Genomic DNA, 12,763 nt, shown 5'->3' with positions numbered 1-12,763 from the left:
TTCCTTTCCATCCGGTAGCCCGGCTTATTTCTCAACGTGCGTGCCAGAATACGGATCGGTGGTGATGACGTTTATCTTCTCGCCCTTGGCATTGAACATATGCGTAGCACAAGCCATGCACGGATCGAAGGAACGGACGACCTTGACAATCTCGAGCGGCTTGTCCGGAACCTTGACCTGCGTGTCCATCATAGCCATCTCATATGCGCCGTGGCCGGCCTTGTCATCACGCGGGCAAGCGCTCCAGGTCGTCGGAACGATGCACTGGTAGTTGTCCGTCTTGCCATCCTTGATGGCGATGTAGTGGGACAGCGCGCCGCGCGGAGCCTCGTAGATGCCGACGCCCTCGCACTCTTTCGGCCAGGTCGACGGATCCCATTTCTCGTTGGAAGCGACTTTCGTATCGCCGGACTTGATGTTGGCGATGAGCTTGTCGAAGAAGTACTTGTTGATCTCGGCAGCCAGCTGGCAGTCGAGCGCACGGGCAGCCGTACGGCCGACCATCGTCGGGAGCCAGACTTCCGGAGCCAGACCGAGTACCTTCGATACGGCATCGATCTGATCCATCATCATCTTCTCTGCCCAGGTCAGCTCGCCGAGCAGGCCCTTCTTGGCCTTGACATAGATGATGATATAGCGGGCCAGCGGACCGACCTCGCAGAGCTTGCCATTCCATTTCGGCGTCTTGAGCCAGGAGTACTTGCCCGTCTCATTGAGTGCTTTCCACTCGGTAGCCGAGCCCTCTTTCGGGCCCGTGTATTTCGGCGAGGTGACGCCATCCCACGGGTTCAGTGCATCTTCGCTCTTGGCCGGATACTCGTACCAGGAGTGGTCGACGCTCTCCGTGAAGACCTTGCGGTTGGCAAAGTCTTCGCCATTGACCTCGGTGACCTTGCAGCCAGCGAGTCCCTTGCCGAAGTCCTCGACAACACCATTGCAGCGGATCAGCAGGTTCTTGAAGAAAGCGCCGTTCTTCGTGCCGCTGAACGGCTCTTCCGGATAAGCACCATAGCCGAGCACGCAGGTCTTGGCCATACCGCCGCCATCGACGCGGCCTGCCTTGACATAGGCCGAGCCGATAGCCAGAAGATCCGGCAGATAGTAATTGTTGACCAGCGAACGGCCCATGTTGATGGCGCGGTCGACGATGTCGAGACGGGCCGTATTGACCGGTGCGTTGCCATCTTCCATCGAGATGGAGCACGGCATACCGCCGACAACATAGTGCGGATGCGGGTTCTTGCCACCGAAGATGACATGCGGCGTGACGAGCTCACGCTGCTTGTCGAGCATCTCGAGATAGTGAGCTACAGCCAGCAGATGAACCTCTGGCGGCAGCAGCTTGTAGTCCGGATGATCCCACCAGTTCGCCGAGAAGATACCGAGCTGGCCGCTCTCGACGATGGCCTTGACCTTTTCCTTGATCTGCTTGAAATACTGCGGCGTAGCTGCCGGGAAATCATGCTCATAGGCCTCTGTCACCGACGTGCCCGGTGCACGGAACGGCAGCGTATAGTCTTTCAGCAGCGTGTTCTGCAGGTTAGCCGTAGCGATATCATCCGCAGCCAGTGCCTCAACCGGGCTGACCCAGTCCAAGGCATGCAGATGATAAAAATGGACGATATGGTCCTGCACCGTCAGCGTAGCTGCCATGATGTTGCGGATATAGTTGGCGTTCTTCGGGATCGTGATGCCCAGCGCATCCTCTACCGCGCGGACAGCACCCAGTGCATGGGCCGTCGTGCAGACGCCGCAGATGCGCTGGATATATGCCCAGGCATCACGCGGGTCACGGTCTTTCATGACGAGCTCAAGGCCGCGCCATGCCGTACCAGACGAAAGGGCATCGGTTACTTTGCCCGTTGCTTCATCAACCTGAACCTCGACGCGAAGATGACCTTCGATACGGGTTACTGGATCTACTACTACGTGTTTCATTTATTCACCTGCTCCCTCATTCTTCTTTTCATCAGCGATACGTTTCTTCTTCTGGACGACGCTGGCAGCGGCATGGCCAGCTACGCCAACAGCCGTAGCGGCAGCCATGACGGCACCGATCTGGTCGACATCACCGATTGGCTGGCCGAATTTCGGCAGGCGCTCGGTCATCGCACCGTCATCCCAGAAGTGCGCATTGGAGCAGCCGATGCACGGAGCACCGGACTGGATCGGATAGCTCATGCCCTGGAACCAGCGCAGGTTGCCGCAGGAGTTGTACGTCTCCGGGCCACGGCAGCCCAGCTTGTAGAGGCACCAGCCAGCTTTAGCCCCAGCATCATCGAAGCTCTCGGCGAACATGCCGGCATCGAAGAACGGACGGCGATAGCAGGTATCATGGATACGATTGCCATAGAACTGTTTCGGACGGCCCTCGCCATCAAGCGGCGGTACCGTACCAAAGAGGGCGACATGCATGACGACACCCGTCATGACCTCCGGAATCGGCGGACAGCCCGGTACATTCACGACCGGCGTGCTGCCAGCGAACTGGGCAATGCCCGAGGATCCCGTCGGATTCGGCTTCGCGGCTTGGATACCGCCAGATACTGCGCACGTGCCATAGGCGATGACTGCCGCAGCATTCTGAGCCGCATGCTGCAGCGTATGCGTGAACGTATGGCCGCCGGACATACAGTAAACACCGTTGTCCTTCGTGCAGGCAGCACCCTCGACGCAGAGGATATACTGACCCTTGTATTTCTGGATGGTCTCCTCGAGATGCGCCTCGAAAGGCTCGCCACTTGCTGCACTCAGCAGGTGGTCGTACTCGAGGGCGATCTGGCTCAGCACCAGATCGGATGCCAGCGGTGCACCCGAGCGGATGAACGACTCATCGCAGCCCGTGCACTCATGGCCATGGATCCAGACAACGACCGGCAGCGGTTTCTTCTCCGCAGCCTCAACGACTTTGGACACCTGGTCCGTGCTGAGTCCCATCAGAGACGTCAGCGCCACGCAGCTCTTGACGAACGTGCGGCGGCTCATGCCTTTTTTGAGATATAAATCCCACATACTCTCCCGTTTGTCCACTTTTTTACCTCCTCATGTTATCCTTGCGGATACTTGCGATAGAATCCCTCAGGCTGGTGGCTCAATACCAGCCGGCAGAAGGTCCCTACATAGTGAATACCCTTATTATACGCTAAAAAATAATAAAAAGCTATATCTATTCCGAATAGTATTCACTATTAATGTCGTTTATGGTATCATCACAAGAGCGCAAGAATATCCTTAATATAGTTTGGCTCGTTACTGCTATATTTCGCGATGTCCTGTTTTTTTCCTGCTATTTTCCCCGATAAAATAATACGAAATAAACAAAAAAGGCCAGGCAACTGCCTGACCTGAATCGTCGATGGTGGAGACGAAGGGGATTGAACCCTCGACCCCCAGATTGCGAACCTGATGCTCTCCCAGCTGAGCTACGTCCCCATCCGTACTGCCTGCGGGCTATCCCCCGCAAACACTATTCAGTATAGTACTTTCATTTGAAAATTTCAAGCCCTTTTGTCAGATCCATCGGCTGCCCGTCAAGCACAGCCTCGCAGAGCTGCTCCCCCACATAACGCAGCTTGAGGGAGAAGCATGTGGAGCGCGTCTCCAGCAGGCGGAAAAAGATCTTGTCGCCCTCCCAGACCGGCAGCCCGTAGACCTTGTCCTTGGCGATCCACTCCAGGGTGCCCTCGTTGCAGTCGCCGATCTTTCCCCTATATCCCGTGGCCGTGTAGAGGAACATGTACTCCGTCTGCCAGCGGTCGGAGATGAAGGTGATGACACCGCGCAGCCGGTAATCCGTAAGCACCAGCCCCGTCTCCTCCCGGCACTCGCGCAGAAGGCACTCCTCCGGGCTCTCATCGGGCTCGAAGTGCCCGCCGATGCCGACCCATTTATCCTTGTTGATATCGTGCTGCTTCTTGACGCGATGCATCATGAGATACTGGCCATCGCGCTCGATATAGCAAAGCGTCGTCTGGTTGCTCTTCGCCATCGTCATGCCTTCCCTCCATCCTTCAGGACTTCATTCATGCTGCCTGTGCGGTAGCCGCACAAATCCAGTGTCACATAGGAAAAACCCAGGCGGCGGAATTCTGCCGTCACCTGCTCGCGCAGCCCTGCGGCAAGGAAACGCTCGATATCCGCCGGCAGCAGCTCGATGCGCGCGAGGCTGCCATGCTGGCGCACACGGAACTGCCGGAACCCCTGCGCCATAAGATATTCTTCCGCGCGATTGACGGCCGCCAGCTTCGCCGCCGTAAGCTCCTCACCATAGACGAAGCGCGAAGCCAGGCAGGCAAACGAAGGCTTATCCCAGGTAGCCAGCCCCATTTCTGCGGACAGATCACGGATATCCTGCTTCGTCATCCCTGCCGCATGCAGCGGGCTCACGATACCGAGCTCCCGCAAGGCCCGCCGCCCGGGGCGGTAATCGCCATCGTCATCAAGATTCGAGCCATCGACGACGCAGCTTAGCTGCTCGTCTGCCGCCATGGCGACGAACTGGCTGAACAACGCGTGTTTGCAGCGATAGCAGCGATCGGCAGGATTATGGCCGATACCCTCGATAGCCAGCACATCAAAATGCTGCACGATATGGCGCACGCCCTGCGCCTGGCAAAAAGCCGCTGCCGCCTCGACATCACGCTGCGGCACGAAATCCGAGCCCGCTGTGAACGCCACACAGCGATCGCCCAATGTATCATGGGCCACCTTGAGCAAAAAAGTCGAATCGACACCACCTGAAAACGCCACCGCTGCTGAACCAAGCGCCTGCAAATGCTGCTTTAGCGCCGCCAGTTTCTTCTGTAAATCCTCACGCATACCTGTTGTCAACCTCTCTGTCTATTATCTATTGATTTGCAAATCCTGCAAACCGTCTAAAAAATCGTGGGCTGCCCAAAGCTTGTACTGCTTGTCACAGAGCATACCCTGCACCTCATCCGGCAGGTCTTCCAGGAAAGCCTGTCCCTGCTCGGGGCCAAGGACGAACACCGTCGTCGTCAGCAAATCGGACAGCATGCCGGCATCTGCACAGCTGCCCGCGACAACGATGGTCGCACTCATCGCCGCATTCTGCGCCGGCGCACCGGTACGCGGATCGATGATATGATGATACCGCACCCCATCCTGCTCGAAATAGCGCTCATAGTCGCCCGAGGTCGAAAGCGCCGCATCGCCAAGCGGCACGACAGCCAGCCTAGTATCCTTGTCTTCCGCACGCGGATCACGGATACCAATACGCCAAGGCTGCCCTTTATCATTCCTGCCCACAGCATAGAGCGAACTGGCTCCCAGATTGATAAGCCCGTCCTTGATGCCATGCTGTGCATAAATCCTGCGCACTTCATCGAGCGCATAGCCCTTGGCAATGCCGCCCAAATCAAGGCACATGCCCGCTTCCATAAGACGGGCACTCTGCGTCTGCGGCAGAAGTTCCAATTTCTGCCAGCCGACCTTGGCCCGCGCCGCGGCGATCTCCGCCGCCGACGGCACACGCGCCCGCTCCGTGCCGATGCCCCAGAGCTCCACCAGCGGCCCTGCCGTGACATCCCAGGCTCCGCCCGAACGTTCGCTATACGCTTGCGAAACCGCCAGCATATGATAGACCTCAGAATGCAGCTTCACCCACTGGCCATTTCCAGCAGCCGCCGCAAGTTTCACCAAATCACTATCTGCACCAGCAGGACTAGCCATGGCCTCAAGCTCACGCAGCCGCGTTACGCCCTCGCTCACAGCCGCCTCAGCCTCCGGCCCCGTCGCCGTCAGCGTCGCCACCGTATCCATAACCAGCACCGTCTGCCGCACAGGCTCCTGCCGCCCGCAGCCAGCAAACACCATACACACCCAAAACAAAGCCAGCACACCAGCTGCCCGCCATCTACCAGCCATCATTCCGCCCTCTCCCATCTCACCGATTCATTCTTCCATTATAACGCAACAAAATAGTTTTTGCCGCAGGCAAATTGCAGTTTGACGGTTTAGTTCCAGCCTTCCCCTTACCGAGGGGAAGGTGGGCGCGAAGCGCTCGGATGAGGTGTATGCGTCCGTATGGAATCCTGCTACTACGAAGCGCGGGGTTCACGGGGTAGTACTTTTTCTGTTTCCGCTAAATGGACCGTATGCCTAGTTCTGCGGACTTAGTTACCTGCTCCCGTCACCAGGTCGCGGCGTACACATCGGAGTCTAGCTTATGCGCTTACGGCCCAGTCCTGCTGCGCAGGACAGTCGCTCCAGACAGAAAGAAGCACTACCCCGTTCGCCCCTTTGGTAATGGAAATCTGAGGTGGTACGAACCGTTTCTCCCGCAGCAAGCACATCGATGTAATTCGTTGCCTATCGCCGGAAAGGAACAGGCTTGTTCCAACATATCGGAGGGCGATGGTGGGTACACTTTCTTCGCAGACGGAGCGATTGCCCGAACGCAGTGAGGGATGGCACGCGGTAGATATAAACTAGAACGCCAAGATGTATTGGCGCGCCGCCGGCCTGCCCGGCGCATGTATCTAGGTACGTACACCCTGCCAGCGCGGGTCATTTAGCGGAGCGGAGAAAAAGTACACCCACCAGCACCCCAGCTGAGCTGTACCAAGCTTATTGTAATCTCGCACTAACAGACAAACTGCAATTTATCCAGAAACTTAATGCCTTTCTGCAATCTTAGCAGGATTTTATCCCCAATCCGCGAATTATTATAAATATATTCAGAAATCGTGATAAAAAATCTGTACGGGATGTACAGAATGCTGACAAAGGATGTGATCATATGCCTCCCCGTCTCCACGCGGACAAGCTCGCTTATTTCTTTATCGCCTTTGCCTGCTACCTGCTGATCCGGGCTATCGCAACAGCAACGGCTATCCCGCCCGTCAATGTACTCCTCTATATCTCGATTGCCGCCTCTTTGCTTGCCAGCAACGTGCCGCGCGTCGTCGACATCCCGCTGCACTACGCGTACCCCGTGCGGTGCATCGAATTCTTCACCTTCGGCATTGCCGTCGTATGTTTCATCACACTCTGCCTGCGTCATGTATGGCTGTAAAAAAGGGTAGGAAAAATGATTCCTCATTTTTCCCACCCTTTTTTATTTGGCCACGCTGCCAGCGGCATCCCAGCCGACCTGCAGCGCTTTCATATTCTGCTCGACCGTATGCGGCGGCACGCGGTGTGCCACCGATTCCTTGATGGTATCGAAGGCAACGATACCTGTCAGCCGCACGAGCGCACCAAGGGCGACGATGTTGGCAAACAAGGGCTTGCCGACCTGCTCGATGGCCAGCTTCGTGATCGGTATGCGGACGACATGGGGGAAATCCGGTGTCTCAGGCACGAGGCTGTCATCGAGGACCAGCAGCCCCTCGGGGCTCAAGTCGCTATAATACTTGTCCGCCGCCTTCTGCGTCATCGCCAGCACGAGATCCGGCACGAGTACATGCGGATGATAGATGGTCTTGTCGTCGATGATGACCTCGGACTTCGAAGCACCGCCGCGGGCCTCCGGCCCATAGGACTGCGACTGCACCGCCTCCTTGCCCTCTGCGACGGCCGCCTCGGCGAGGATGATGGCCGCCGTGATGACGCCCTGGCCGCCCGAGCCCGATAATCTCAGCTGTTTTCTCATTTCGACGCACCTCCTGCCCGCTCGATGACCTGATCGTAGGCCGTATCATAATCCATCGCTTCGGCCTGATAGAAGCAGCCGATCGGGAACTTCTCCCCCGCCTTCGCCTCAGCGGGCAGCTTGTCCCAGGCCGCCTTCATGACGGCGTTGTCGCGCATCCACATGAGCATGTTGGCAGGACTGCCCATCTTGTTCTTGCGGCCATAAGCCGTCGGGCACTGGACCAGCGCCTCGATGAAGGAGAAGCCCTTATTGTCAAAACCGCCAGCGATCATGTCGACCAGGTGTTTCTCATGGAAGGCCGTCGACCGGGCCACATAGGTAGCGCCGGCAGCCTCGGCCAGATGGCAGGCATCAAAAGGCCTGTCCACCGAGCCGTACGGAGCTGTCGTGGCCTTCTTGCCCAGCGGCGTCATCGGCGAAGCCTGGCCGCCCGTCATGCCATAGATATTGTTGTTGAACAGCACCACCGTAAGGTCGACGTTGCGGCGGCAGCCGTGGATGAAGTGATTGCCGCCGATAGCCGTGCAGTCGCCGTCGCCCGTGATGACGACGACGTTGAGATCCGGATTGGCCAGCTTGATGCCCGTAGCAAACGGAATGGCACGGCCATGTGCCGTATGCAGCGTGTCAAAATCCATATAGCCCGACGCCCGCGACGAGCAGCCGATGCCCGAAACGATGACGGTATTATCCTGGGACAGACCCTTCTTCTCGATGGCCTGCACGATAGCTTTCATCGCAATGCCATTGCCGCAGCCCGGGCACCAGAGGTGCGGGAGCCGGTTCTGGCGGAAATATTTCTCGTAGCTTCTCTCCATGGTTATGCCTCCCCGCAAAGCTTGTCGATACCGAGCGCGATCTCATCCGGCTCGAACGCCTTCATGTTGTACTTGCCGCAGAACTCCACCGGGCACTGGCCGGCAGCCGCACGGCGCACCTCATGGACGATCTGCCCATAGTTGAGCTCGGCGACCATGATGCCCTTGACCTTTGCCGCCAGCCGCTCGATGGCCTTGTCCGCAAAGGGCCAGATGGTCATCAGGCGCAGCAGGCCGACCTTCTGCCCCTTCTTGCGGGCATCCTGCACGGCTTCATAGGCCGTGCGTGCCGTGCCGCCAAAGGAGACGACTGCGTACTCGGCATCCTCCATGAAGTATTCCTCCGTATGGATGATCTCCTCGCCGACGCGGGAAATCTTCTCATGCAGGCGGCGGATGGAGGTCTCCGTGACCTGCGGGCTGCCCACCGGGAAGCCCGTATCATCATGCAGGAGGCCCGTGACATGGATATGATAGCCCTGGCCGAAGTCAGCGACATTCGGCACGAGATCCGCATCGGGCGCAAACGGCTCATAGCCTTCAGCCCGCGTCTTCTTCGGCGCGCGGCGCGGATAGATGTCAAGCTCGCTGGCCTCCGGCAGCTCGACCTTCTCGCGCAGGTGGCCGACGACCTCATCCATCAGCAGGATGACCGGCGTGCGGAACCGCTCGGCGTAGTTGACGGCCATGACCGTCGCATCGAAGGTCTCGCGGACGCTCCAGGGCGAGAGCGCGATGATTGGATGGTCACCATGGGTACCCCAGCGGGTCTGCATGACATCGGCCTGGGAAGGCGCCGTCGGCTGGCCCGTGGAGGGTCCGACGCGCTGGACATTGACGAGCACGCACGGGATCTCTGCGCAGGCCGCATAGCCGATAAGCTCCTGCTTGAGCGAGAAGCCCGGGCCCGACGTCGCATCCATGGCCTTCTGGCCTGCCAGCGATGCGCCAAGGATAGCGCCCATGCTCGCAATCTCATCTTCCATCTGGACAAACTTGCCGCCGACCTGCGGCAAAAGCTTGGCCATGGTCTCAGCGACCTCCGTCGACGGGGTGATCGGATAGCCCGCGAAGAAACGGACTCCAGCGGCGATAGCGCCCTCTGCACAGGCCTCGTTGCCCTGCATCAATCTTGCCTTACTCATGCTTCTGCCCCCCTGTCTACAAAAATCGCATAATCCGGGCAGCGCAGTTCACACTGACCGCAGGCGATGCAAGCGTCACCGTTTGCCACCTGTACCTTGCCGAGCTCATCGAGCGCCAGCACCTGTTTGGGGCAGAATGCAACGCAGATTCCACAGCCTTTGCATCTAGCCATCTTGATGGTGATCTCTGACTTCATCGGGGTCCCTCCTAGTAATGCACACACAATTCGCGAAAACGCGCGTTAATATGCTTATAAATACATAGAAACTATGTATATTCTGCCATATACTTTTACATCATAGCAGATACGATTTTAAAAATCCAGCATTTTTGTAAATTTATAATATGTATACAATAAACACCGCTCTGCATAAAAACACTTTCAGAAACATATGAATACTACGACATATCAAGAACTAAAAAAGGAGTTCGCCATTTACAGACAAACTCCTGCTTTGTATATCAGAAATAGACAATCTCAGCCGATCAATCGCAAGCTTCAACCGTTCCTGCTTTCTTGCACGTCTCCTCTCTTCCCTGGCGTCCCGACAAAATGACACCAGCCAGTACCAAGGCTGCACCAGCCAGGCTGGCCGCGCCGAACGGCTCATGCAGATAGATGACGCCAATCATGGCCGCAAACACCGGCTCCAGGCAAAACAGGATGCCGATGCGCTCAGCCGAAGTATACTTCTGCGCGACCAGCTGCGCAATAAAGCCAAAGGCCGAGCAGACAAGGCCCAGATAAAAGACGGCAAACCAGCCAGCACCACCAGACGGCAATGCTGTTGTCTCACAAGCAAGTGCCACGCCAAGTCCCATAAGCCCCGTGAAGCCGAACTGCAATACGCTGAGTACCAGTGCATCCATCTTGACGAGCAGCCGGCTCGCATAGCAGACCTGCACGGCATTGAGCGCCGCGCCGAGCAGACAAAGCGCATCGCCAGGATTGAGGCGCAGGCCATCCTGCAGTGTCAAAAAGCCAATGCCCACTACCGAAAGCAGCGACGTCGCCAGGATGCCACGCCGCACCGGGCGATGGTAAACGATCTTTTCTACAAAAGGGATGAACACGACCATAAGGCTCGTGATAAAGCCGGCATTCGAGGTCGTCGTCGACTCCAGGCCGATGACCAGCGCGCTGAACGCTATAAAGACAATGGCACCGACAATAAAGCCCGCTTTCACCATCGCCCAGGTCACCTTGCGCCACGCCTTACCCAAAAGCAATGCCGCCGCCACAAAAGCAATGCCAAACCGATAAGCCACCAGCGTGAAGGGCCCGATCGAGTCAAGCCCTTCCTTCATGAACAGATACGACGAACCCCAGCAGAACGTCACAAAGAGCATCAGCAGCTCCGCGCGTTTTGTATTCAAAAACCTCCGGCCTCCTTCAATCTTTTTCCCATAAATCTTTTCAGACAAGACTAGATTCTAACAGAAAGAACCGCCCTTGGCTATACTTCAGCAAAATTTTGGTGAACACTGTTACACCTATGGCCCGCTCCCCGGCGCATCATAAGCGGACAAAGTGTGACCTGCTCACTTGAAAGCAGGATTTTTCCCTGCTATGCTAGAAGTTAGCATCATTACGCAGATAGGAGGATTTCCATGCAAAGCTTCAACTTCAAATGTCCGACAGAGGTCGTCTTTGGCCGCGGCGCCGAGGAACAGGTTGCCACGAAACTGCGCGAATACGGCGCCAGCCATATCTTCATCGTCTACGGCGGTGGCAGTGTCGTCAGATCCGGCCTGCTCGCCAAAGTCGAGCGCATCCTGCTCTCAGCCGGCTTCGCCGTCCAGAGCCTCGGCGGCGTCCAGCCGAACCCGCGCCTCGGCTTCGTACGCCAGGGCGTGCGCACGGCCATCGCCTTCCAGGCGGACTTCATCCTCGCCATCGGCGGCGGCAGCGTCATCGACAGCGCCAAGGCCATCGCTCATGGCACGGCGAACCCCGGCATCGATGTCTGGGATTTCTGGTGTGGACGCGAGAAACTCACCAGATCCATGCCGGTCGCCAGCATCCTGACACTGGCAGCCGCTGGCAGCGAGACCAGCGACTCTGCCGTCATCACCAATGAGGAAACCGGCAAGAAAGCCGGGCTCAACACGCCGTTCAACCGCCCGGCCATCGCCTTTATGAATCCGGAACTCACCTTCACGGTGCCGAAAAAGCAGCTCGTCTGCGGCATCTCGGATATCCTCATGCACACGCTCGAGCGCTACTTCACGAGCTGCAAGGAAACCAACGCCTTCACCGACCTCGTCGCTGAATCGCTGCTCAAGAACGTCATGGCCCAGTCGAAGGTCGCCGTGGAAAACCAGCAGGACTACGACGCCATGAGCGAGATCATGTGGTGCGGCAGCGTCTCGCACTGCAACTTCACAGAACTCGGCCGCGCCAAGGACTTTACCTGCCATAAGCTTGGCCATGAACTCAGCGGCAGATTCGATGTCACGCACGGCGCCTCGCTGACGACCATCTGGCCAGCCTGGGCCCAGTACGTATGGCGCGATGATGTGCCACGCTTCGCCCAGTTCGCCGAGCGCATCTTCGGCATCACCAGCGGCAGCGACGAAGAAAAGGCCCAGGCCGGCATCAAGGGCATGGTCGAATACTTCCGCTCCCTCGGCATGCCGACAAACTTCACCGAACTCGGCATCGGCGTCCAGGACAAGAACAGCATCGCCTACCTCGCCGACATGGCCACTGCCGGTGACACCAAAAAACTCGGCAACTTCCATCCGCTTGACAAAGCGATGGCGATTGATATCTATCAGCTGGCTAACCACTAAAAAAGCAGGAGCGCCCATGCGAAAGCATGTTGGTGCTCCTGCTTTTTTCCTACCAATTGCAGTTTATAAATTACCGTGTTTTTATTCGAGGAAAGCCGCGCCGCCGGGCAGGGGAGTACCAACGCTTCACTTAGATGCTTTGCTAAAAATATTTTTTGCCTTTAACTAAGCATTGAAAAAGTTCCCAAACGCGCTACGCTTGAACGGTGTGAATTTTTCAACGGAATGTGTAGGCAAAAAATATTTTCTTCACGCAAACCATCAATGTTACGCTTATGGTACTCCCCTGCCCGGCGGCTTCGTTTCAGCAATAGCCCGAATGAATCTTCAACCTGCTAATACGTTAGTACGTATCATTCTGTGCCTAGGACAGTCGCTCCAGACA

The 12,763-nt window shown here is 57.2% G+C and carries 12 protein-coding genes and 1 tRNA gene; 2 read left to right on the top strand and 11 right to left on the bottom strand.

What is annotated here, in order from left to right:
- Positions 1–24: 24 nt before the first annotated feature.
- The 6 genes from BM181_RS07695 to BM181_RS07670 form a co-directional block, all read right to left on the bottom strand.
- Positions 25–1,938 carry a nickel-dependent hydrogenase large subunit gene (locus tag BM181_RS07695; RefSeq protein ID WP_075443582.1) on the bottom strand — a complete coding sequence of 638 codons (1,914 nt, stop codon included), beginning with the start codon at positions 1,936–1,938 and terminating at the stop codon, positions 25–27.
- The gene (locus BM181_RS07690; protein ID WP_075429354.1) at positions 1,939–3,030 is read right to left on the bottom strand and encodes a hydrogenase small subunit; all 1,092 of its coding nucleotides are present in this window, start codon (positions 3,028–3,030) and stop codon (positions 1,939–1,941) included.
- Positions 3,031–3,356: 326 nt separating this feature from the next.
- Positions 3,357–3,432, bottom strand: a tRNA-Ala gene (locus tag BM181_RS07685).
- A 52-nt stretch (positions 3,433–3,484) separates the two neighbouring features.
- Positions 3,485–3,994 (bottom strand): NUDIX hydrolase, encoded by a 510-nt coding sequence (locus BM181_RS07680; protein ID WP_255449423.1) that lies wholly within the window; start codon positions 3,992–3,994, stop codon positions 3,485–3,487.
- Entirely contained in the window at positions 3,991–4,818 is an 828-nt protein-coding gene (gene larE / locus BM181_RS07675) for an ATP-dependent sacrificial sulfur transferase LarE (RefSeq protein ID WP_075443580.1), read from the bottom strand. The genes BM181_RS07680 and larE overlap by 4 nt, the downstream gene beginning before the upstream one ends.
- A gap of 24 nt (positions 4,819–4,842) precedes the next feature.
- Positions 4,843–5,889, bottom strand: a complete 1,047-nt coding sequence (locus BM181_RS07670; protein WP_082336227.1) for an FAD:protein FMN transferase — start codon at positions 5,887–5,889, stop codon at positions 4,843–4,845.
- Between the two features lie 871 nt (positions 5,890–6,760).
- Here BM181_RS07670 and BM181_RS07665 point away from each other — a divergent pair.
- Positions 6,761–7,036 (top strand): hypothetical protein, encoded by a 276-nt coding sequence (locus BM181_RS07665; protein ID WP_075443578.1) that lies wholly within the window; start codon positions 6,761–6,763, stop codon positions 7,034–7,036.
- Between the two features lie 42 nt (positions 7,037–7,078).
- On the opposite strand, the gene BM181_RS07660 is transcribed toward BM181_RS07665, so the two are convergent.
- From BM181_RS07660 to BM181_RS07640, 5 genes are all read right to left on the bottom strand, one after another.
- Positions 7,079–7,615 (bottom strand): 2-oxoacid:acceptor oxidoreductase family protein, encoded by a 537-nt coding sequence (locus BM181_RS07660; RefSeq protein ID WP_075443576.1) that lies wholly within the window; start codon positions 7,613–7,615, stop codon positions 7,079–7,081.
- Positions 7,612–8,436: a 2-oxoacid:ferredoxin oxidoreductase subunit beta gene (locus tag BM181_RS07655; protein ID WP_075443574.1), complete on the bottom strand. Its 825-nt coding sequence runs from the start codon at positions 8,434–8,436 to the stop codon at positions 7,612–7,614. Before BM181_RS07655 ends, BM181_RS07660 begins: the two co-directional genes overlap by 4 nt.
- Before the next feature lie 2 nt (positions 8,437–8,438).
- Positions 8,439–9,581 carry a 2-oxoacid:acceptor oxidoreductase subunit alpha gene (locus BM181_RS07650; protein ID WP_075443572.1) on the bottom strand — a complete coding sequence of 381 codons (1,143 nt, stop codon included), beginning with the start codon at positions 9,579–9,581 and terminating at the stop codon, positions 8,439–8,441.
- Positions 9,578–9,778, bottom strand: coding sequence for a 4Fe-4S binding protein (locus BM181_RS07645; protein ID WP_075443570.1), 201 nt, complete (start codon positions 9,776–9,778; stop codon positions 9,578–9,580). Before BM181_RS07645 ends, BM181_RS07650 begins: the two co-directional genes overlap by 4 nt.
- Before the next feature lie 290 nt (positions 9,779–10,068).
- Positions 10,069–10,959, bottom strand: a complete 891-nt coding sequence (locus BM181_RS07640) for a DMT family transporter (protein ID WP_082336226.1) — start codon at positions 10,957–10,959, stop codon at positions 10,069–10,071.
- 234 nt (positions 10,960–11,193) lie between these two features.
- On the opposite strand from BM181_RS07640, the gene BM181_RS07635 reads away from it, so the two are divergent.
- Positions 11,194–12,378, top strand: a complete 1,185-nt coding sequence (locus BM181_RS07635) for an iron-containing alcohol dehydrogenase (protein ID WP_075443568.1) — start codon at positions 11,194–11,196, stop codon at positions 12,376–12,378.
- The last annotated feature ends 385 nt before the right edge of the window (positions 12,379–12,763 follow it).

The organism is Pseudoselenomonas ruminantium (genome assembly GCF_900113715.1).
Lineage (GTDB): Bacteria > Bacillota > Negativicutes > Selenomonadales > Selenomonadaceae > Selenomonas_A > Selenomonas_A caprae.
Note: the sequence above shows the minus strand (reverse complement) of the source record. Positions and strands in the feature narration are given on the sequence as shown.